This is a genomic window from Lactiplantibacillus brownii (assembly GCF_031085375.1).
Taxonomy (GTDB): Bacteria; Bacillota; Bacilli; order Lactobacillales; family Lactobacillaceae; genus Lactiplantibacillus; species Lactiplantibacillus brownii.
This window is the reverse complement of sequence record NZ_JAVCWF010000001.1, coordinates 1,692,921-1,715,282: the sequence shown is the minus strand read 5'-3', so window position 1 is coordinate 1,715,282 and position 22,362 is coordinate 1,692,921. Positions and strand designations below refer to the sequence as shown.

Sequence of the window (22,362 nt, the reverse complement as noted above, 5' to 3'; positions counted from 1 at the left end):
ATGAATGTTTGAAAATACCGAGACAAACGGCCCAGTTAACTGCTCGTTTTGTGGAAAGTCACAAGATCAAGTTAAAAAAATTGTCGCCGGCCCCGGCGTGTATATCTGTAATGAATGTATCGACTTATGTAAAGAAATTATCGATGAAGAGTTTAGTGAAGAACAAACCCATGAATTAACAGATATTCCAACACCTAAGGAAATTGTTGACGAATTAGACCAATATGTTATCGGTCAAAATGAAGCAAAACGGACTCTTTCAGTGGCTGTTTATAATCACTACAAGCGTGTTAAAGCGATGGAAGATAGCGATAAAGACTCTGATGGCCCTGAATTACAAAAGAGTAACATTAGTTTAGTTGGTCCAACTGGTTCTGGGAAGACTTTCTTAGCCCAAAGCTTGGCACGGATCTTGGATGTGCCATTTGCGATTGCGGATGCCACAACCTTAACTGAAGCAGGTTACGTTGGGGAAGATGTTGAAAACATCCTCTTGAAGCTTTTGCAAAATGCTGACTACGATGTGGAACGTGCTGAAAAAGGCATTATCTATATTGATGAAATTGATAAGATTGCTAAGAAGAGTGAAAATGTTTCCATTACTAGGGATGTTTCCGGTGAAGGGGTTCAACAAGCACTCTTGAAGATCCTAGAAGGCACGATTGCGAATGTGCCGCCTCAGGGTGGTCGTAAGCATCCACAACAAGAGTTCATTCAGATTGATACGACCAACATCTTATTTATCGTTGGTGGGGCTTTTGATGGCATTGAAGACATTGTTAAGCGCCGCTTGGGTGATAAGACAATCGGGTTCGGTAATGACACAGACGGCAAGAATGCCATCTTGGATGATACCAAGAGTATCATGCAACAAGTCGTTCCCGAAGATTTATTACAATTTGGGTTGATTCCAGAATTTATCGGTCGGTTACCAATCTTAACCGCCTTGGAACGCTTAACCGAAGACGATTTGGTCCGGATCTTAACGGAACCAAAGAACGCCTTAGTTAAACAATATCAACGGTTAATTGCGTTAGATGGTGCTGAGCTTGATTTCAAAGATGATGCCTTACGTGCAATTGCACGCGAAGCCTTAGCACGGAATACAGGTGCTCGTGGGTTGCGTTCAATTATTGAAGACACGATGCGTGACATCATGTTTGATATTCCAAGTCGTAAAGACGTGAAGAAGGTCATTATCAATAAAGCGACCGTTGAAGATCATTCAGAACTGCGATGGGCGTAAGCTTATCGTGGTCCTGAATGCGGTTAACCCCCGATTTCATCAATTAAACTAGACCAATCGTCGCGGATAATTGTGTTAGAATGGGTAAAGACTATTTGGTAGAGGAGTTTTTTTGATGGAAGTGCATAACGTAGAACTGGTCATGAGTGCCGTGGCGACCAGCCAATATCCCACCACCGGTTACCCAGAAGTGGCTTTATCCGGGCGTTCGAATGTTGGTAAGTCGTCTTTGATCAATGTGTTGATCAACCGCAATAGCTATGCGCGGACGTCAAGCCAGCCTGGTAAAACGCAAACGTTAAATTTTTACAAGGTTGAAGACCAGTTATATTTTGTCGACGTGCCAGGGTATGGCTACGCCAAAGTTTCGAAAAAAGATCGCGAAAAATTTGGTCAAATGATCGAAACTTATTTAACCAACCGCAGTACTTTACGTGGGGTTATCATCTTAGTTGATGCGCGTCACGCGCCTACTAAAGACGATGTGACCATGTATGAGTGGATGCATTACTATAAAATGCCATTACTCGTGGTTGCGACCAAGAGTGATAAGATTGCGCGTGGTAAGTGGAACAAACAAGAAAGTCTTATTAAGAAAACTTTGAATTTTCAGGCCGGTGATGACTTTATTCCGTTTTCAGCTAAAACTAAAGCGGGCAAGGATGCCATTTGGCAATGGATCGAAGCACATACAGTAGGGGGCAAGTAGCATTGGAATTTAATGACTATCAATCGTTGGCAAATCGGACGCTTTACGGGAATGAACAGGTTTTGACGAACTTATCGTTAGGTTTAGCCTCCGAAACCGGACAAGTTGTTGATTTGGTCAAGAAGTACACTTTCCACGGCGAGAGCTTGAATAAGGACCAATTAACCAAGCAAATGGGCGATGTTCTCTGGTACTTATCGCAAGTTGCTGAATGGGCTGATATTCCCTTTGATGAAGTTGCCCAACAAAATATTACTAAGTTAAATCATAAATATCCAAATGATAAAGCAGCAAAATAACCGTTTGGCCTGACATTGAGTCTGATGTTGGGCTTTTTTTTGGTCAGTTGATCTCGTATTCGACTAAATTATCGACGCTTTAAGTGGCAGTTTTGATGGTAGCGGTGATCAACTAATTTTTAGTAAGCACTTTAATTGCATTCTTTAGGCCGGTGCGATATATTTAGAGTGTTAAAAGAGTTGCACACAACTCAATTGTCATAATTGAAAGGGTGTTGAATGATGAAGATTAATATCAAAGATGACGCACAAGCTTATTTGGCAGACAAGATTCCAGCCGGGAGTCGGGTTATTTTGACGACTGATGATGGTTCCAATAAATACTCTAGCTTAGGTGGGAGTTGTGCGATTGGAAATAAGTTCCAATTGGTCATTTTAAAAGATGCTGATCCGACTTATACGATTCCGTTAGACAATAATGTCGACTACGATATGGCAACGGCACCGGCTGACGAAGATTTCTTAGGCCACGGACTCAACATTTCGCGGTGGCACAACGGCTTAGCCTTGAAAGATGATAGTGGCATGTTGGACGGGGCGTTATCTGTGGTTGATTGGCGGAATGTTACGCCAGAAACTGAAGCGGAACGTCGCGAAAAAATGACAACGATCGGCACTAAAATTTGCTAATTAAACACGAAATCACGCCTACCAATCCATGGTAAGCGTGATTTTTTTAATTACTTTTTTGCGTCTTTACTTTTAGGTTGGGCCGTTTTTCGTTTAGCGTGTTCGTCGATGGTTTCTTGGATGGCTTTAGTGCTCAGCTTATCCTTATCATCGGGGCCAATCGCAAACTTGTCGAATAGTTTATCTAAGTTATCTTGGCGTTGGACTTTTAAACTCATGCAATCATTCCTTTCAATTGTTCTTAATCATAGCAAATTTTTACGTGTTTGTCAGCAATCTGTCTTTTATACAGTATTAAGGGGTTATAGTGTGCATAAATGACTATTTTATGCATAAAATAAAGAAATTATCGAAAATACTTGCATAAATAATCATATACGTCTATACTTTGTTCTTGTAAAAAGAAAACAAGGAGAACGCTTATGAAGAAAAAATACGGGTTACTGCTAGCCATGCTAGTTGCAGTCTTGATGATGGTCGTGCCATTGAGTAATCAACACGCCCAAGCTGCAACGGATGACTCATTAGAAAAGATTCAGAAAAAGGGTGTCTTGGTGATGGGGACTTCACCAGACTATCCACCATATGAATTCCAAGCGACGGTCAACGGTAAGAGTGCGATTGTCGGGATGGATGTCAAAATTGGTCAGAAGGTCGCTAAGGACTTGGGTGTGAAGCTAAAAATCAAGTCAATGTCTTTCGACTCCTTATTGGTGGCGTTACAGACTGGGAAGGTCGATATGATCATTTCTGGGATGAACCCAACGCCAGCACGTCGAAAAAATGTGGCTTTCACCCATACGTATTATCAAGGCGGTTATGATATCGTCATTAATAAGACGGATACGGGTAAATATAAGAACAAAGATTCATTCAAAGGCGGAACTTTGGGTGCCCAAACTGGGTCAACACAATATAACGCTGCTAAGAAGCAAACGAAAAATACTAAAGTTAAAGGGATGACCTCTCAATCAGATTTAATTTTGGCACTCCAAAGCCATAAATTAGCTGGGGTTGCGATGGAAAAACCTTCCGCCGAAGCTTATGTGTCAAACAACAAACAATTAGCGGCGATTCCTTCTGATTTTAATATGAGCGCTTCTGCGACTAGTTCAGCAATTGCATTCCGTAAGGGCTCCACGAGCTTAGTCAATAAAGTTAATAAGACAGTTGATCAGATTAAAAAGGACAATTTAGTTAAAAAGGATTATTTGCCTGCTGCCGGGAAATATTTGAAGACAAACACGGTTAATACGTCAATGGGCCACTATTGGAAAGCCTTCTTAACCGGGATTGAATACACCTTGATCATTACCGTTTGTTCTGTCTTCTTCGGGTTCATTATTGGGATCGTCTTAGCGTTAGCACGGATGGCCAAAGGTGGCGTCTTAAAAACCGCTTTACGTTGGCTTGCAACGGCCTATGTTGAATTTATTCGTGGGACACCAATGATGGTTCAAGTCATGTTTGTTTACTTCGGTCTAGGCTTGTTTGTCAATTTACCAGCCTTAACTTCAGGGATCATTGCGATTTCTTTGAACTCTGGGGCATATGTGGCTGAATACATTCGTGGCGGGATCAACTCCGTGGACGATGGGCAAACAGAAGCGGCTCGTAGTTTAGGGATGTCTAACGGTGAAACGATGCGTTTTGTGGTCTTACCACAAGCCTTGAAGAACATCTGGCCATCATTAGGGAACGAATTTATTACCTTGATCAAGGATAGTTCGATTGTTTCCATTATTGGGGTCACTGAATTGATCTATCAAAGTAACATCGTGCGTTCTGACACCTATCGTGGGGTGGCACCAATCGTTGTCATCATGGTCTTATACTTCATCTTGACCTTTACCGCGTCACGGATCTTGAACTACTTCGAAAGGAAGATGCAACATGACTAAACCAGTAATCGAAGTTGAAGCCTTAGCGAAAAGCTTTGGGGACAACGAAGTTTTAAAAGATATTACCGAAAAGGTTGAACCAGGCCAAGTGATCGTTGTGGTCGGACCTTCTGGTGGGGGTAAAAGTACCTTCCTACGTTGCCTAAATTTATTGGAAACGCCGACGAGTGGTAAAGTTGCCTTTGAAGGTCAAGATTTAACGACGTTGGATACAAAGAGTGTCAATTCATTGCGTGAAAAAATGGGAATGGTCTTTCAAGGCTTTAATTTATTCCCGAATATGACGGTCTTGGAAAATATCAAATTAGCACCCATGAAGGTCAAAGGTACCGATGATGCCACGGCGACGAAGCGTGCTCATGAGTTGTTACAACGAGTCGGCTTAGATGACCATGCGGATGCTTTTCCAACCAGTTTATCTGGTGGGCAAGCGCAACGGGTCGCCATTGCGCGGGCCTTGGCTATGGACCCTAAGGTGATGTTATTCGATGAACCGACCTCGGCCTTAGATCCTGAAATGGTTGGCGAAGTCTTGAATGTCATGCAAGAGTTAGCCAAAGAAGGCATGACGATGGTCGTGGTTACCCATGAAATGGGCTTTGCTAAGTCAGTTGGGGACCGAATCTGGTTCATGGCGGATGGCTATATTCAAGAAAACAATACACCAGAGAATTTCTTTGCCCATCCAGAAACTGATCGCGCTAAGGATTTCTTATCCAAAATATTAATGTAATTACTAACACGGTAAAATCCGAAACGGGTTTACCGTGTTTTTTTCGGCAACGCGTTTTTTTGAAATGAGGTCAGTTATGGTGAGTTTTGGGTGAGTGCGGCAGCAACGCCTAAGAAAAATGGCTGGATATAGTAACGGCTGGGCGGATTGCTTGTCCCGGCGGCGTCCCGGCGGTATACTAATAACGCTGAATTAAAGTAAGGAGGGCGTTAGATGGCTTCGGCTCATATTGAACATAAACTTTCGCTATTACCGGGATTACCTGGCTGTTATTTAATGAAAAATTTAAATAGCCAGATCATTTATGTTGGGAAAGCGAAGAACTTAAAAAATCGTGTGCGGTCATACTTTAAGAGTAGCCACACTGGGAAAACGGCCCGCTTGGTCTCAGAAATTGCTGATTTCGAATTCATCGTGACTTCGACCGACAAAGAAGCCTTTTTGTTGGAAATCACGCTGATTCAAAAGCATCAACCTTATTTCAATATTAAACTGAAAAAAGGGACGGGTTATCCGTATATTAAGATTACCAACGAACGTGATCCACAGATCTTAATCGTCAGTGATGTTCGTAAAGATGGTGGCTATTATTTTGGCCCTTATCCGAACGTGTATGCGGCCCAAGAAACGGTTAACTTCATTCAAAAAGTTTATCCGCTCCGCCGTTGTAACGGCTTTCAAAAGCGGCCATGTCTGTACTATCATATGGGTCAATGCTTAGGCGCCTGTTTTAAAACGGTTCCGGTTGCCGAATACGAAGCACAGATTAAACGGATCAAATCGTTCTTGAATGGCCATGTAGAGACCGTTAAAAAGCAATTAACTCAACAGATGACCAAGGCTGCAGCTGAGTTGGAATTTGAACGGGCGGCTGAGCTACGGGATCAATTAACCTATATTGAGATGACCGTTGAAAAGCAGAAGATCATTTCAAACGACAACACGCCACGCGATCTGTTCAACTTTTATTTGGATAAAGGCTGGTTGTCGATCCAAGTCTTCTTCATTCGGCAAGCACGGTTAATGAAGCGTGAAAAGCGCTTGTTCCCGATTGTTTCCACTGCGCCGGAAGAAATGACTAGTTTCATCTTGCAATTTTATAATCGAAAAAATAACGTCTTACCACGTGAAGTGTTAGTGCCGGCTGGATTGGATAAGGAAGTGCTCAGTGACATCTTAGGCATTCCAGTACGGACGCCACAACGTGGTCAAAAGCGCGAACTGCTCGATTTAGCTGAGAAAAATGCGCGTATCGTTTTAGAAGAGAAGTTTCGACTCCTTGAGATGGATGAGCAGAAGACAACCGGGGCCATGAAAGAAATTACGGATGCCTTGGGGTTGCCACCGGGTCATAAGATCGAAGCCTTTGACCACTCGCATATTCAAGGTTCCGATTTAGTTTCTGCGATGGTCGTCTTCACGGATGGTCAGCCCAATAAAAAACTTTATCGCAAATATAAATTACGGACAGTTGATCATGCCGACGAAGCGGCGTCAACACGTGAAGTTATTCGTCGTCGGTATACACGATTGCTTAAAGAACACGCAGCTTTGCCTGATTTGATTTTAATGGATGGCGGGGACATTCAATTGGATGCGGCCAAAGACGTCTTAGAAAACGAGTTAGGCCTAAATACGCCGGTCGCCGCGATGGTCAAAAATGATCATCATAAGACTGCTGACTTGTTGGCGTCTGCGGGGGATGCCCATTTGAACTTAGATCCAAAGAGTCAGGGTTTTTACCTTCTGCAACGAATTCAAGATGAAGTCCATCGGTTTGCGATTACCTTCCATCGACAAGTTCATACGAAGCATTCATTGAGTTCACGCTTAGACGAGATTCCGGGTGTTGGACCCAAGACGCGGAATAAATTATTACGTCAGTTCGGGTCGATGACGAAGATTGCGGCGGCACCAGTTGAAGAGATCCAAAAACTAGGGATTTCTTCAACGGTCGCTCAAACTGTCAAGTTTTCACTTGCTGGCGGTGGCGTGACGCCAAAACATTATCAAAAGGGTGCGACCTAATAAAAAAGCAACTGCAATCATCGAAGATTGCGGTTGTTTTTTTATTAGCGGACATCGCCAGACCACTTTAAGTTGCCGTGGAGGTTTTTAGTTTTTAAGATAAATTGCTTCAAATGCACTGAATCAGGCATCTTTTCCCAAGCGGTGATTGCGGGCGTTATTTTGACCGGCGTTCCGCGGAACATAGCGATATTGGCTTCACCCATGCCGGTCGCGAGCGTTTTGATCTTTTTAGTCGAATAATGATTTTCGTCTTGATCCTCGTACAAAGAACTTAAAGCGGCGTTGTAACCTGAAGCATATAAGACATCGTGGTCATACTTTTGATAGGCTTTGACTGCCTTAGTTCCTTGATGTTGCTGAATATAGGTGCTGACGTCGAGGGGTGTCGCGTGATATTGCGCTTGGCCGGTGTGTTGATCGATTTTGAGGGTACCATAATAATGTTGGCCCATAATCAAGGCACCACTGGCAATATCGGTGATCTCTTGGCCATTGATCATTTTATGCTTGATACTTTGGGCATGAATATGGCCGGTTAGGGTCAATTTGACATTGGCCTTGCTGAATACCTCACGAACTTGGTCGGCATAACCAATCGTATAACCTTGACTGATCATGGTGTGGTTCATGATGTTATGATGCAACACCGGAATGAGGGTGGCATGCTGTTTCTTGGCTTCACGGCCAACTTTAGCGACCCAATCCAGCGTCCCGTCAGGCAAACCACCACCAACTGTCGAACTGCCTTGTTGATAGTTACTCTTGTAGATTGCGGAGTTCAGCATTAGGAACCAAGTTTTTTTACTGGGTTTGACGAGGTAGCTCAGGGAATGACTATCGTGATCTACTGCGGCATCATAACCAGCCTTGGCGTAGATCTGCTTAAATTGAGCCGCGTCAATGGCTTCCGCTTCGTATTGTTTCTTACCCTTAAAGCGCCGAGTTATCGGATTATTCAAATCATGATTACCCGGGACGACGTAAACGCGGATACCTTGTTTAGTCAGGCGCTTTAGCTGTTTAGCCACATACTCGTGGCTCGCTTTTTCACCATTATTGGTAATATCGCCGCTCATGATTACGATATCTGGCTTGGTGGCGAGGGCTTTGGCAATGAAAGCTTTAAAAATCGTTGCACTGTATTTCAAGTCCGCACCGGCGTCATTGCCAGCGTATGTGTCGAAGGCTTCGCCGTTATCATGAAGACTAGGGGCAATAACATGGTCGTCGCTGATGACCATGGCAGTCAGATTGCGGCCCTTGACTTGAGCTAGGCCCGTATTTCCTGAGCGGTGGCAACCGGTTAACAACAGGGCACTACCAAGTAATACCGTTAACGTGAGTACTCGTAAATGGAATTTCAAAAAAATCGTCTCGTTTCAATAAATAAATTAATAATTCCATTATACCCGTAACATTGCAGGGTTGGATAGTTATTTGTCCAAAAAAACTGGCTGTCGGCTGACAGTCAGTTTTTATAAGATTAAGCTTCAGTTTTAGCAGGTTTCCAAACGCCTAAGATCACGCCGGCGATAACGGCCCCAATGACCGTCGCGCCAATGTAACCCCAGATATTGGTTGCCAGTAGTGCCACCCATAAACCACCATGAGGGGCAGGGACAGAAACGTTCCATAATTGTGTTAATCCACCAGCGATAGCGGCCCCGATGACACCAGATCCAATCACATGTAACGGATCAGCAGTAGCAAATGGAATGGCACCTTCAGTGATGAATGAGATCCCTAAGATCCAGTTTGAAATCCCAGCTTTACGTTCATCATCGGTAAACTTCTTTGGCCAGAAGGCAGTCGCGATGGCAGTAGCCAATGGTGGCACCATCCCACCAGCCATGACGGCGGCCATTAAGTTCCCATCTTGTGTGGCGGTAAAAGCTCCCGTGGCGAAGACGTAAGCAGCCTTGTTGAAAGGACCACCCATATCAATAGACATCATCCCACCAAGGACGACCCCTAAGATCACCGCATTACCCGTACCCATTGAGTTCAAGAAGTGGGTGATCCATTGGTTAATGACTGAGAAAATTGGGTTAATGATGAAGAACATGAGAGCAGCGACGATTAATAGTCCCAAGATTGGGAAAATTAACATCGGCTTCATTCCTTCAAGCGATTGTGGCATGTGTTTCGTCCATTTCTTCATCCAAACAGTAACGTAACCGGCTAAGAAACCAGCTGCAATCCCACCTAAGAAACCGGCAGGACTCTTAGCGTTTGCAGAAAGAGAGGCGACATAGACGCCACCATAGGCACCGGTATAAACGGTGGCCATGAAACCACCAACGAACCCAGGCATCAATGCAGGCCGATCACCAATTGATTCGGCGATATAACCGGCTAAGACGGGTACCATGAAGGCGAAGGCCATATTCCCGGCTTGATTGAAGAAGGTAAAGGCTAAACTCTTATCGCCAACGAATTGTTCGATAACGAAGGAGAGGGCCATTAAGATCCCACCACCAACCACGAATGGTAGCATGTGTGAAATCCCGTTCATTAGGTCTTTATAGATTTCACTCCAAACGCCGCCGTTAGCGTTGCCAGCGTCATCAGTGTCTGCTTCGCCACCGTTAGCGTCGTGGTAGACTGGGGCTTTGCCATCGAGGACTTCATTGATTAATTCCTCGGACTTATTAATCCCATCCGTGACGGGGCGGTTAACCAATGGCTTACCGTCAAACCGGGCCATTTTAACTTTTTTATCCGCAGCAATGACGACCCCTTTGGCACGGGAAATTTCGTCGGCCGTCAATAAATGTTTGACCCCTTCGGAACCGTTTGTTTCAATTTTAATATCAACATTCATCGCTTCGGCTTGTTTGATCAATGCAGCTTCGGCCATGTAGGTGTGCGCAATCCCATTAGGACAGGCAGTGACCCCAACGATATAAGGGCGTTGTTCGTCAGCGGAGGCACTGGAAGCATCGGCTGACTTTCTAGCTTTCGCCGCGGCATCTTTAGCTTCTTTTAATTCTTTAGCAGCTTGGGCATCACCGAAAAGTTGTTGTACTTCTTCAGGCGTGGTTGCTTTTTTCAGTTTACCAACTAACTTTGGGTCAATTAGTAAACTGGAAAGGGCAGCTAAGGCAGCCAAATGGGTGTTATTAGCCCCTTCAGGCGCCGCAATCATGAAAAACAAATGGACGGGTTGACCATCTAAAGCGTTAAAGTCAACACCGGCTTCACTTTTAGCAAATAAAACGGTGGCACGTTGGACGGCTTTATCTTTAGCATGTGGCATCGCAATGCCATCGCCAATGCCAGTCGTTGATTCGGCTTCTCGTTTGATGATGTCCTGTTTGTAAAGGGCTTCGTCATTGATGACCCCTTGTTCGGCATATTTATGAACTAACTCATCAATTGCTTCATCCTTGGTCGTGGCGTGCATGTTCATAATCATGACGTCTTTTAGTAATAGTTCGCGGATATCCATGTGTGTGACAGTCCTTTCTAATGCAACGACTCAGTAACAGATTTAATTTGAATTAAGGGTAAAATTTCGTTGATCTTAGCTCGGGTGGCAATATCTTCTGAAAACGCGGTGGCGGAACCACATGCTAAGCCATACCGGAAACTTTCAACGGCATCGTGAGTCTTAGCAAAAGTCCCCACGAACCCACCAATCATTGAATCACCGGCGCCAACGGAATTGATCACGTGGCCTTTAGGTGCTGGGCTGAAGTAAACCTGGTCTGGGGTGATCAGCAAGCCACCGTCACCAGCCATGGAGATCAGCACGTGTTGAGCGCCTTCAGCGAGCATCCGTTGACCAGCGGCGATGATATCGGCTTGGTTCTTGAATGTGGTTTGGTAGTAATCAGCTAATTCATGATTATTTGGTTTAACCACTAATGGGTTACTTGGCAAAGTCTTTTTCAGCGCTTCACCGGTCGTATCGATCACGAAGTCAGCACCAGCAGCCTTTACTTTTTGAATAATATCGTAATAGAACGTATCTGGTAGGCTAGGAGCCAAGCTGCCTGACATGACTACCACGTCATCCTCAGTCAAATGAGCCAATTCTTGATAAAACGCGTCAATTTCCAGTGTGGTGATATCAGGACCGGCACCGTTCAATTCCGTTTCTTCATCGGCGTGAATCTTGACGTTAATCCGGGTGTCATCCGCAATCTTGGTGAAATGACATTCAAGGCCTTTAGCTTTTAAGGCGGCACTGATAAAGGTGCCGGTAAAACCGCCCATGAAACCGAGGGCCCGGTTTGGTTGGTCAAGCTCATTCAAAATTTGCGAAACGTTAATGCCTTTGCCACCAGGTAATTTGGCGGTGTGGGCAAGTCGGTTAACACTGCCGAGTGTCATATGTGGCAGTTGAACCACGTAATCAATCGAAGGATTGACAGTAATGGTATAAATCATGAAGTTACCTCCTGGATAGTAGTTAATGGTTGATATTGTTCGGCCAAAGTTGGCGTTAATTGATCCGTAATGATCGTCGCACTAGCGAGATCACCGACCCGCGCAAAGGAAACATGGTCGAACTTGGTGTTGTCAACCAGAATGAAAGCTTCTTCACTCTGGGCGATGGCCGTTTTCTTAACGATGGCTTCATCGGGATCGGGGGTCGTCAGCCCAAATTTAGGGTGAACGCCGTTGATTCCCAGAAAGACTTTATTGAACCGGTATTCTTGTAACGACTTAACCGCTTCCGGGCCAATGACGGCTTTGGTGATCCCTTTGAGGTTACCACCAAGCAAATAGGTCTTGATGCCCATGTCGGCTAATGCCGAGGCATGGACGACCCCGTTCGTCACAACGCGCAAGTTGTAGCTTGGATTCAAATGATGAATCATGGCGAGCGTCGAGGTTCCGGCGTCCAAATAAATCACATCATCGATCTGAATATTTGCCACCGCTTGTTGGGCGATACGGTCTTTAGCGTCCACATTACGTGAGACTTTATCGTTCATGGCCGGTTCTTCTTGGAGCGAGTTCATATATTTGGCGCCCCCATGGACGCGTAATAAGTCACCCTGTTCTTCCAGTTGTTGCAGATCCCGGCGTGCCGTGGACTCGGAACAATTGGTTTTTGAACAAATGTCCTTGATTTTAATAATGCCTTTGAAACGGATCGTATTTAAAATGTATTGTTGACGTTCTTCTGTAAGCACTTTCAAATCCCTCCGAAGATTAATATACACGCTCATCAATCAAAATACAACAAAAACCTTCAAAAAACGTCAAAATAGTTCAAAATCAGTCATCAAACAGTCAATAACCACGTTGTGGGACTATTTAATGACGTTATGCCGCGTTTAAAATGATTTTCGGCGTGAATTTTATGCGCGCTAGGTGTCAAAAATGATCGAATGCCTGACGGGAATGACCGAAAATGAAGCAACCGTCATCAATCGTGATCATGAAGTGTTCTGGTTTTCGGGTTAAAATGGGTTGAGGCCGTCAGCACCAATCAGACGTCGTTGCTGACTACTGACGCGGATACTTTGACGGCGGCCGTGAACATTTGTATACTAGGTCAGGTATCTAATTTCGCACGGAGTCATTTCGTAGATAAATAATATAGAAGAAACAGGAGAAAAAAATGTTTGTAGATCAAGTTAAGGTAGATGTTAAAGCCGGTAATGGTGGCAACGGGATGGTGGCGTTCCGACGTGAAAAATTCGTCCCTAACGGTGGCCCTGCTGGTGGCGATGGTGGTCGCGGTGGTAGTGTGATCGTGCAAGCGGATGAAGGTTTGCGGACGTTGATGGATTTCCGCTACACACGCAAATTTAAAGCCGATAATGGCGGCAATGGGATGATCAAGCAAATGACTGGTCGTTCCGCGAGCAATACAATCATCAAAGTGCCCCTTGGGACGGTCGTGACCGATTTTGATACGGGTAAAATCATTGGCGATATCGTGACGAAAGATCAGAAGTTAGTCATCGCCAAGGGTGGCCGCGGTGGTCGTGGCAATATTCACTTTGCCAGTCCTAAGAATCCGGCACCAGAAATCGCTGAAAACGGTGAACCTGGTGATGAACTGACTATTCGGATGGAACTCAAGGTCTTGGCGGATGTTGGTTTAGTTGGTTTTCCATCAGTTGGTAAATCCACGTTACTCTCCGTGGTCACGAGTGCTAAGCCTAAGATTGCGGCTTATCACTTTACGACCTTGGTGCCTAATCTGGGGATGGTCCGATTAGATGATGGACGTGACTTTGTCATGGCTGATTTGCCCGGTCTGATTGAAGGCGCGGCGAATGGTGTTGGCTTAGGGATTCGTTTCTTGCGTCATATTGAACGGACACGAGTGATCTTACATTTAATCGACATGAGTGGTGTTGAAGAAAACGACCCATTTGAAGATTACTTGAAGATTAATCATGAGTTGACGAGTTACGATCCAGATCTGTTGAAACGGCCCCAAATTGTGGTAGCCACGAAGATGGACATGCCTGATGCCGCAGCTAATTTAGCAAAGTTTGAAGCTAAATTAAAGACAGATCAGACCTTACCAACGGTACCAGCCATTTATCCAATCTCGTCGATCACGCAACAAGGAATCAAAGCCTTGCTTGCACAAACGGCAGACTTATTGGATACGACGCCACAATTCCCAGTGAAGGGTGTTGATGACGTTGAACATCGTGATTACACCGCTGAACCAACTCAAGACTTTACGGTCGATAATCCAGAACCAGGATTGTTTGTCTTGTCTGGTGAAAAGTTGGAACGGTTATTCAAGATGACCAACTTGGAACACGAAGAAAGTGTCATGCGTTTTGCCCGTCAATTACGAGGGATGGGGATCGATGATGCGTTACGTGCGGCCGGTGCCAAGAACGACGATACGATTCAAATCTTAGATTATCAATTCCAATTCATGGATTAAGTTGTTTCAAAAAGATTCCGTTCACAGCGTGTGAGCGGAATCTTTTTAGTGTCTATTAGCCTAGTAAAAGTTGCCCATCACTGAGCCGGTAGCCAAATAATGGTTCCACGCCAGTTGCCGTTAACACGTATAACCCGGTCGGCGAACTGATTTGACGAGTGCGTGCCGAGAATTGATCTAAAGTCATCGGTTTTGCGGCTTTTTTTTGCGTGAGCACGAGCTGGTGATCGGTTAAATTAAGAGATTGGATGGGGGAGCGTTGTTGGTCGTGTTCCCAAAATAAAGGTAACTGGCGATCCAAGTCGGCAGTCGATAAATTAAAATCAATGAGACGCATTTTGCATCCCTCCTGATATTTCGTTATATTATCACTGCGTGCAATGATACAATAGTATGAAAGCAAAAACAAAGACTAATCGTTGTTAATTATCATTATCTTCGGTAAAATAATTAGCAGACTGTACAGATAAGGACGAACGCAACCATGCAATTAGAATTTTTAGGTACCGGTGCCGGTTCACCGGGAAAATTTCGTAATGTCACCAGCACGGCATTACGGTTATTAGATGAACGCAATGAGGTCTGGCTCTTTGATGTTGGCGAAGGGACGCAACACCAAATTTTAAGAACGACTTTAAAACCGCGCAAGATCACAAAAATTTTTATTACCCATCTCCATGGGGACCACATTTTTGGCTTGCCCGGTTTTTTGAGTTCACGATCTTTTCAGGGCGGCGATGAACCGTTAACAATTTATGGTCCCGCTGGTGTGAAAGACTTTGTGAAGACGTCCTTACGCGTTTCGGGGACTCGGTTATCTTATCCATTACACTTCGAGGAACTCGGTACGGATGGTGTGATTTTTGAAGATGCGACTTTTAAAGTGTCATTTCAACATCTTGAACATCGGATTGAATGTGTGGGTTACCGTGTTGAAGAAGCGGCGCATCCAGGTGAACTGCAAGCCGATAAATTAAAAGCCATGCAGATTCCTAGTGGCCCCCTCTATGGTCGGCTCAAAGCAGGCGAAACGGTGACGCTGCCAGATGGTCGGACCATCAATGGTCAAGACTTTATTGCGGCACCACAGCCGGGGCGCATTGTGACGATTTTGGGTGATACGCGTCAGACGCCCAATGCCGTTAGTTTAGCCTATCACGCCAATGTCTTGGTACATGAGAGTACCTTCGGCAAAGATGAAGGTAAATTGGCACACAATTACTATCATTCAACGAGTACGCAAGCGGCCCAAGTAGCCAAACAGGCCGGTGTGAAGCAGTTGTTACTGACACACATCTCGGCACGTTATACGGGCAAGTTGGCGAAAGAGTTACAAAAACAAGCGCAAACGATTTTTAAAAATACGAAAGTGGTTCGCGATTTTGATTTGATTGATATTCCATTAACACAGAAAGCTTAGGTGATTAAATGGGTGATTTAACCGAAAAAACGGTCTTGGTGACGGGGGCGTCGAGTGGCTTGGGAGCCCAGATTGCCTTGGCAGTTGCGGCAAAAGGTGCCAACGTCGTTTTAGCGGCAAGGCGACAGGATCGTTTGACTAAAGTGGCTGATCAGTGTCGAATTCTGTCACAAGCACAGGCCGTGGCGATCCAATGTGATCTGGAGCAAGTTAATGAAATCGATCAGTTATTTACACAGATTGATCGATTATTTGGCCGGCTGGATCTAGTGATCAATGCTGCTGGTTTTGGCTATCTAGTGCCAGCCGTTGAGATGGATTATGCAACGACGGCAAGAATGTTACGGGTGAACAGCTTGGGCGTCATGTTAGTGAGCCAACTCGCAGCCCAGCGGATGTTGCGACAATCAGCCGGTGAAATCGTGAACGTGGCTTCGATTGCGGGTAAGATTGCGACGCCTAAGTCAGCGGTTTATGCGGCAAGCAAGGCGGCGTTGATTGCTTATGATAATGCCCTGCGGCTGGAATTGAAACCAGCTGGAATTAATGTGATGACCGTCAATCCTGGCCCAATTGAAACAGATTTCTTCAAAACGGCGGATCCAACGGGACAATATTTAGATTCAGTCGCTTGGTTGGCGTTAAATCCGGTTAAATTTGCGGCCTTAATTGTGAGTAAACTAGGTCGTCATCAACGCGAGTTAAATCGACCACGGTTGATGGCGGCTGCTAATCTTGGTTACCAGTTAGCCCCCAAGTTAGGGGATTGGTTAGCTGGGACCGTATTTAATTTTAAATAAAAGGGGGCCGTTGAAATGAAAAATCAATGGCGGTTAGTGAGTGCGTTAGTAATTGTATTAGTGATCATCGTTTTTGCCATTTTAAATGTTGAACCGGTGGAGGTCAATTTTGGTTTTGCTCAGGTGCAGTGGCCTTTAATCTTAGTGATTGTGATCACGTTGATCTTAGGCGTGGCGATTGCTGTTTTGATGGCGACGTTCAATTCGGTAAAAACGGCTAATAATCACAAGGCTGAACAAGCAGCTGCTCAAGAAAAAATCGCCAAATTAACGGCGGAAAATAAGAGCTTAACGTTACGTTTGAACAACAAAGGCAAGCAAACGCGGGGCAAGGCCGTTGAACAGCCTAAGCCTGCAACGAAATAAGCGTGACTTTTAAGGAAGGAAGGATGCCATGTTAGCGGCCAAAAAGAACTGGCTGACACGACCGACCAGTGAAAACTTGACGGCGGATGCGACGACGTTGGCAACAGCGTTGTCTGTACCAGAATTGGTAGCAAAATTATTAATTGAACGTGGTCTCACCACGACCGCGCAGGCGGAAGCCTTTTTGCATGCTGACCAGCAACCGCTTAATGATCCACTGGCAATGCACGATATGGCGCGTGCCGTTGATCGCATTCAGGAAGCGGTTGTGGCAGGCGATCAGATTACGGTTTATGGGGACTATGATGCGGATGGTTTAACCAGTACTTCGATCATGTTTGAAACTTTAGACCAAATTGGGGCGCAGGTTAATTATTATATTCCCGATCGTTTTAAGGATGGCTACGGTCCAAACCAGGCGGCATTTGATCGATTAATTGCAGCCGGCACCAAATTATTTGTGACGGTCGACAATGGGGTCGCTGGTAATGCGGTCATTGATGCCGTTCAAGCACAAGGTATTGATGTGATCGTGACGGATCATCATGAAATGCCGACTGTTTTACCTAAAGCTTATGCCATTGTGCATCCACGTCATCCAGAGAGCCAATATCCATTTGGCGACTTATCGGGTGCCGGGGTGGCTTTTAAGGTTGCGACAGCTTTGTTAGAAGAAGTTCCAGAAGAGTTGTTGGATTTGGCAGCCATTGGGACGGTGGCCGATTTGGTCAGCCTGACTGGTGAAAATCGGACGATCGTGACGTTGGGCTTGAAAGTCTTACGCCAGACCGCTCGTCCAGGGTTAGCCGCGTTAATCAAAGCAGCTGGCTTGGACGCAGATAAATTAGATGAAACCAGTATTGGCTTTGGCATTGCACCACGTTTGAATGCGCTCGGTAGGCTTCAATCAGCACAAAGTGGCGTTGAATTATTAACGACTTTTGATGATGACCGCGCGACTGATTTGGCGACTCAGGTCAATCAATTAAATGAAAAACGGCAAGGCTTAGTCCGGGACATTGCGACAACGGCCTTGCAACAAGCTGAAACTGCCGAAAATCAGCAACGTCAAACCTTAGTGATTACGGGTCATGATTGGCACGAAGGTGTGCTCGGTATCGTGGCGAGTCGAATCGTTGAAAGTACTGGTAAACCGACATTAGTCTTGAACGAAGATTCGGATGGACGCCTAAAAGGTAGTGGTCGTAGTGTGACTGCCTATAATCTGTTTGCAGCGATTGATCCGATTCGTGATGATCTCGTCGCCTTTGGCGGTCATCACATGGCGGTTGGTTTGACCGTGATGGCCGATCAACTTGCTACCTTGAAACACGCCTTAGAAGCCGCTGCTGATCAGCAACAATTGGCTGATAATGCCCAACCAACGTTGACGTTGGACGGTAAGTTGGCCATTAAAGATGCCAACTTGAAAACGTTGGCTGCGATTCAGCAATTAGCCCCGTTTGGAACGGATAATCCGGCACCATTATTTGAACTCAACCCAACAACTGTCCCACAAGTGCGGGCGATTGGTAGTGATCAGCAACATTTGAAGCTACAGTTGAGTGATGGTCAGAATAAGTTGGATGCAATTGCCTTTTCAATGGGTGCCGCGGCACCAGCGATTCAAGCTAGTCCCGCTGACTTAGCCGTTGTGGGTGAATTAAGTTCGAATACTTGGCAAGGACAAACGAAGCCACAGATTATGGTGAAGGATCTTGCCGTTACCGGCACACAAGTGATTGATGCGCGGACGCAACATTTGACGGCACAACAATTTCAAACACCTGGGATCTATTTGTTCTTCCATCAAAATCTCTTAAAACGGTTGACGGATTTTATGGGACCTCAGGCGCGAGCAGTGTTAGTTTCGGATCAAATGACTGATTTAAGTACGATCAAAGCTGATGAACCAGTCTTTATCGTTGATTGTCCAGATACGTTAGCTGACTTTACAGCGGTTTTAGCGGCCTTACCATTGAATCAGTTGACCTTGTATTTGTATCGCCGCGATTCGGTCTATTTGACTGGTATGCCCAGCCGCGAGCAATTTGCGAAATTGTTTAAATTTACTGTTGCACATCATGATGTGGACATTCATCATCAACTTTCATTAGTTGCTGGTCACTTACATTTAGACCGGAATCTACTTATTTTCATGATACAGGTGTTTTTTGAGGTCGGATTTGTTAAAATAAATGATGGTGTCATGAATGGCGTTTCGAATCCGCCGAAAGCGGATCTCCATCACGCCCCAAGTTATCAGCTACGCGAGCAAGAACTCGTGGCTGAAGAAACGCTTTTGTATAGTAAGTCTGCAGCGCTTCAAATCTGGGTCAAAGACCAAGCTGCAGTGAAGAATTAAAGGAGCTGTTAATAAGCAATGGCATTAGATTTAACAAAATATATTGCTAGTATTCCGGATTATCCAGAACCTGGCATTATCTTTCGGGATATTTCACCATTAATGGCCGACGGGGAAGCTTACCGTGAAGCCACTGATCAAATCGTGCAGTTTGCACGCGATAAGCATGTCGACATGATTGTCGGTCCGGAAGCCCGCGGTTTTATCGTTGGTTGTCCGGTAGCCTACGAATTGGGAGTTGGGTTTGCACCAGCTCGTAAGAAGGGTAAGTTGCCACGGGCGACCGTCAAAGCCACTTATGACTTGGAATATGGTCAATCAGCCCTTTATTTACACAAAGATGCGATTAAACCTGGTCAAAATGTGCTCGTCACAGATGACTTGCTCGCGACCGGTGGGACAATTTCAGCGACAATTCAGTTAGTTGAAGAACTCGGTGGAATTGTTGTCGGGACGGCCTTCTTAGTTGAGTTAAAAGACTTACATGGTAGTGACAAATTAAAAGGTTACGATAAATTGAGTTTAATGGAATTCTAAAAAAAAAGTGAGCCAAAATCGAATCAAGATTTTGGCTCACTTTTTATAGGTCGATTTATTGTGCTCGTACACACTGTTGTGCTACCATTTAACACAACAAGGACAGGCGAAAGTGGTGAGAAGAAATGGCAAATACACAGTTGAGTGATGCAACCCATATCATGGCCTATGTGGCTTTGCATCCGCATGAACAATTGAAAAGCGAACAGATTGCGGCTAGTTTGAATACTGATCCAACGATGGTTCGGCGATTGATGAGCAAGTTACGGAAGGCTGGGCTACTAGAATCCACACGTGGTATTGCCCGTCCAAAGTTAGCCTGTGATCCGGCTAAAATTAATTTACGACTGATTTACTTGGCGGTTAGCTCACATCGTGACTTCTTAACTGTCGATCGTGACACCTCGCAGGATTGCCCAGTTGGCAGCGTCATGCCGAGGGTGATGACCAATTATTATCAGGAAATTCAGAATAGTGCTGAAGGACGCATGGCCCGAATCACGTTACAAGATGTGATGAATGATATTGAGAATGCGCAATAAATTTGGGTGATAGCACGTAATTGTTGACAGGTTTTAAAGGTTGATTTAGGCTTTAGTTGTGCTTGAAAACAACACATCAATGCAGGAGGTTATCAATCTATGACAAAAATGACAGCTGGCCAAGCCTTGGCCAAAGTATTGGAACGTTGGGACATTGATCATCTCTACGGGATTACCGCAGATTCGATTAATAATACGGTCGATGGCTTATATCAAGAGCGAAAGCAACTTAACTACATTCAAGTGCGTCACGAAGAAGTGGGAGCATTGGCCGCAGCGGCTGATGCCAAATTAACAGGTAAGATTGGGGTTAGTTTTGGTTCTGCTGGGCCCGGAGCAGTTCATTTATTGAATGGCTTGTATGATGCAAAGATGGACCACGTCCCGGTACTGGCGTTAGTTGGACAATCGGCGACGGGTATTATGAATACGAACTTTTTCCAAGAAATGAATCAAGATCCGGTCTTTGCGGATGTGGCAGAATTTCATAAACAAGTCACTAATGCTGACCAGATTCCTTATGTTGTTGATGAAGCGATTCGGTCGGCATATGCCAGCCGTTCTGTTTCAGTTGTCATTTTGCCAGATGATTTATCTGGTCAAACCATTGACTTTGATGGTTTTAAGACGGCACCGTTAGCGGTAGTGCCACAAAAGCCAACTTTGGATGAAGCGGCCGTAGAAGCTGTTGCGACGGAATTGAAAACGGCCAAGCACCCAATTATGTGGGTCGGTCAAGGCGCGCGCAAAGCACAGGCGGCGGTTGTGAAAGTGGCCGAACAATTCAACCTACCGACATTGAGTACGGCACCGGCGACGGGGGTGATGCCAACTGATCATCCTTTGTTTATGGGGTCACGTGGTCGCTTGGGGACCAAAGCGGCTTTTGAAGTGTCACAAGCGGCTGATTTAGTACTTTTTGTAGGGACCAACTATCCATTTGCACGCTTTTTGCCTGGCAATATTAAATTTATTCAGGTCAATAATAATTTGGCTGATCTAGGCAAGCAACGCGATGCTGATACAACGATTTTGGCAGATGCCGCTGACTTTTTGACACGCTTAGCCGCGACCGGCGTGACACGTGACGCCACACCATTTGTTAGAGCAGCGAAGCAAGATAAGCTTAATTGGTTAACTTGGCTTGGCAACTTGGCAGCAGATGATCACGATGGTCTGGCCGCTGAAGGTGTTATGGCGGCAATCAAAGCTGCAGCAACCTCGGATGCGGTCTTTGGCTTAGATGTTGGAAATAATACCGAATGGTCAATTCGACAATTACCATTTGACCACGCCCAACGATTTGCAATGTCTGCTTGGTACGGGACGATGGGTTTTGGTTTGCCAGCAGGTTTGGCCGGTAAATTAAGTTATCCGGATAAGCAAGTTTGGAGTATCTCCGGTGATGGTGGTTTTGCCATGGTCATGCCAGATTTGCTGACTGAAGTGAAATATCAGTTGCCAGTAATCAACGTTGTTTTGGAAAATAAAGCGTTGGGATATATTGGTCATGAAAAGATTACCGCTGGTCAAGCGCCATATGGTATCGACTTGGTTGGTGCTGACTGGGCTGGTATGGCGGATAATATGGGCGGTATCGGCTTCAAGGTGACTAATTTGGCTGAGTTGAAGACGGCTATGACTAAGATTGAAGCCTTGCAAGCTGCTGGAAATACTAAGCCAATTGTTTTAGATGCGAAAATTAAAAATGTTGATCCGATTGATACGAGTTTTGTGCCAGTTGATCCTGATCAGTTTGACGCCAAGACCATTGCTACTTATCGGAAACAATATGCGGTGGATGAAGCGACGCAACCAGCGTTCTCAACATTATTAAAACAATTTGAAAATTAAATTAGCATGATTAATGCTGGGTTTGAAGTCCACAATACTTCAAACCCAGCATTTT

The 22,362-nt window shown here is 45.1% G+C and carries 21 protein-coding genes; 15 read left to right on the top strand and 6 right to left on the bottom strand.

The features are described 5' to 3' along the window. Nucleotides 1-4: 4 nt before the first annotated feature. From clpX to RA086_RS07965, 4 genes are all read left to right on the top strand, one after another. A complete protein-coding gene (gene clpX / locus RA086_RS07980; protein WP_308703307.1) occupies nucleotides 5-1,246 on the top strand; it encodes an ATP-dependent Clp protease ATP-binding subunit ClpX in 1,242 nt (413 codons plus the stop codon). Nucleotides 1,247-1,361: 115 nt separating this feature from the next. Next, nucleotides 1,362-1,955: a ribosome biogenesis GTP-binding protein YihA/YsxC gene (gene yihA / locus RA086_RS07975; protein WP_308703306.1), complete on the top strand. Its 594-nt coding sequence runs from the start codon at nucleotides 1,362-1,364 to the stop codon at nucleotides 1,953-1,955. A 2-nt stretch (nucleotides 1,956-1,957) separates the two neighbouring features. Continuing rightward, on the top strand, nucleotides 1,958-2,254 hold the full coding sequence (locus RA086_RS07970) for a nucleoside triphosphate pyrophosphohydrolase family protein (RefSeq protein ID WP_308703305.1): 297 nt from the start codon (nucleotides 1,958-1,960) through the stop codon (nucleotides 2,252-2,254). A gap of 222 nt (nucleotides 2,255-2,476) precedes the next feature. Continuing rightward, nucleotides 2,477-2,884, top strand: a complete 408-nt coding sequence (locus RA086_RS07965; RefSeq protein WP_308704435.1) for an iron-sulfur cluster biosynthesis family protein — start codon at nucleotides 2,477-2,479, stop codon at nucleotides 2,882-2,884. 50 nt (nucleotides 2,885-2,934) lie between these two features. On the opposite strand, the gene RA086_RS07960 is transcribed toward RA086_RS07965, so the two are convergent. After that, nucleotides 2,935-3,102, bottom strand: a complete 168-nt coding sequence (locus RA086_RS07960) for an SPJ_0845 family protein (protein ID WP_308703304.1) — start codon at nucleotides 3,100-3,102, stop codon at nucleotides 2,935-2,937. Nucleotides 3,103-3,306: 204 nt separating this feature from the next. On the opposite strand from RA086_RS07960, the gene RA086_RS07955 reads away from it, so the two are divergent. From RA086_RS07955 to uvrC, 3 genes are all read left to right on the top strand, one after another. Further along, on the top strand, nucleotides 3,307-4,785 hold the full coding sequence (locus tag RA086_RS07955; protein ID WP_308703303.1) for an ABC transporter substrate-binding protein/permease: 1,479 nt from the start codon (nucleotides 3,307-3,309) through the stop codon (nucleotides 4,783-4,785). Beyond that, complete coding sequence (locus tag RA086_RS07950; protein ID WP_308703302.1) at nucleotides 4,778-5,518, top strand: amino acid ABC transporter ATP-binding protein; 741 nt, start codon at nucleotides 4,778-4,780, stop codon at nucleotides 5,516-5,518. The genes RA086_RS07955 and RA086_RS07950 overlap by 8 nt, the downstream gene beginning before the upstream one ends. Nucleotides 5,519-5,731: 213 nt before the next feature. Further along, the gene (gene uvrC / locus RA086_RS07945; protein ID WP_308703301.1) at nucleotides 5,732-7,546 is read left to right on the top strand and encodes an excinuclease ABC subunit UvrC; all 1,815 of its coding nucleotides are present in this window, start codon (nucleotides 5,732-5,734) and stop codon (nucleotides 7,544-7,546) included. Between the two features lie 44 nt (nucleotides 7,547-7,590). On the opposite strand, the gene RA086_RS07940 is transcribed toward uvrC, so the two are convergent. The 4 genes from RA086_RS07940 to RA086_RS07925 all read right to left on the bottom strand — a co-directional run bounded on the left by RA086_RS07940 (nucleotide 7,591) and on the right by RA086_RS07925 (nucleotide 12,696). Continuing rightward, nucleotides 7,591-8,913, bottom strand: coding sequence for a metallophosphoesterase family protein (locus RA086_RS07940; protein ID WP_308703300.1), 1,323 nt, complete (start codon nucleotides 8,911-8,913; stop codon nucleotides 7,591-7,593). A gap of 119 nt (nucleotides 8,914-9,032) precedes the next feature. Next, nucleotides 9,033-11,000: a PTS fructose transporter subunit IIABC gene (locus RA086_RS07935; RefSeq protein WP_308703299.1), complete on the bottom strand. Its 1,968-nt coding sequence runs from the start codon at nucleotides 10,998-11,000 to the stop codon at nucleotides 9,033-9,035. Nucleotides 11,001-11,017: 17 nt separating this feature from the next. Next, entirely contained in the window at nucleotides 11,018-11,944 is a 927-nt protein-coding gene (pfkB, locus tag RA086_RS07930) for a 1-phosphofructokinase (RefSeq protein ID WP_308703298.1), read from the bottom strand. Next, nucleotides 11,941-12,696 (bottom strand): DeoR/GlpR family DNA-binding transcription regulator, encoded by a 756-nt coding sequence (locus RA086_RS07925; protein WP_308703297.1) that lies wholly within the window; start codon nucleotides 12,694-12,696, stop codon nucleotides 11,941-11,943. The genes pfkB and RA086_RS07925 overlap by 4 nt, the downstream gene beginning before the upstream one ends. Before the next feature lie 431 nt (nucleotides 12,697-13,127). Here RA086_RS07925 and obgE point away from each other — a divergent pair, with 431 nt between their 5' ends. Next, nucleotides 13,128-14,423, top strand: a complete 1,296-nt coding sequence (gene obgE / locus RA086_RS07920) for a GTPase ObgE (protein ID WP_308703296.1) — start codon at nucleotides 13,128-13,130, stop codon at nucleotides 14,421-14,423. Between the two features lie 55 nt (nucleotides 14,424-14,478). On the opposite strand, the gene RA086_RS07915 is transcribed toward obgE, so the two are convergent. Beyond that, nucleotides 14,479-14,760 (bottom strand): hypothetical protein, encoded by a 282-nt coding sequence (locus RA086_RS07915; protein WP_308703295.1) that lies wholly within the window; start codon nucleotides 14,758-14,760, stop codon nucleotides 14,479-14,481. A gap of 147 nt (nucleotides 14,761-14,907) precedes the next feature. Here RA086_RS07915 and rnz point away from each other — a divergent pair, with 147 nt between their 5' ends. The 7 genes from rnz (at nucleotide 14,908) to RA086_RS07880 (ending at nucleotide 22,307) form a co-directional block, all read left to right on the top strand. After that, the gene (gene rnz / locus RA086_RS07910; RefSeq protein ID WP_308703294.1) at nucleotides 14,908-15,843 is read left to right on the top strand and encodes a ribonuclease Z; all 936 of its coding nucleotides are present in this window, start codon (nucleotides 14,908-14,910) and stop codon (nucleotides 15,841-15,843) included. 8 nt (nucleotides 15,844-15,851) lie between these two features. Beyond that, entirely contained in the window at nucleotides 15,852-16,643 is a 792-nt protein-coding gene (locus RA086_RS07905) for an SDR family NAD(P)-dependent oxidoreductase (RefSeq protein ID WP_308703293.1), read from the top strand. Nucleotides 16,644-16,658: 15 nt separating this feature from the next. Further along, nucleotides 16,659-17,009 carry a LapA family protein gene (locus tag RA086_RS07900; RefSeq protein ID WP_308703292.1) on the top strand — a complete coding sequence of 117 codons (351 nt, stop codon included), beginning with the start codon at nucleotides 16,659-16,661 and terminating at the stop codon, nucleotides 17,007-17,009. Nucleotides 17,010-17,037: 28 nt separating this feature from the next. After that, entirely contained in the window at nucleotides 17,038-19,374 is a 2,337-nt protein-coding gene (gene recJ / locus RA086_RS07895) for a single-stranded-DNA-specific exonuclease RecJ (protein WP_308703291.1), read from the top strand. Nucleotides 19,375-19,392: 18 nt separating this feature from the next. Beyond that, a complete protein-coding gene (locus RA086_RS07890; RefSeq protein WP_308703290.1) occupies nucleotides 19,393-19,911 on the top strand; it encodes an adenine phosphoribosyltransferase in 519 nt (172 codons plus the stop codon). Nucleotides 19,912-20,036: 125 nt separating this feature from the next. Further along, the gene (locus RA086_RS07885) at nucleotides 20,037-20,453 is read left to right on the top strand and encodes an Rrf2 family transcriptional regulator (RefSeq protein ID WP_308703289.1); all 417 of its coding nucleotides are present in this window, start codon (nucleotides 20,037-20,039) and stop codon (nucleotides 20,451-20,453) included. Between the two features lie 99 nt (nucleotides 20,454-20,552). Beyond that, a complete protein-coding gene (locus RA086_RS07880; protein WP_308703288.1) occupies nucleotides 20,553-22,307 on the top strand; it encodes a thiamine pyrophosphate-dependent enzyme in 1,755 nt (584 codons plus the stop codon). The last annotated feature ends 55 nt before the right edge of the window (nucleotides 22,308-22,362 follow it).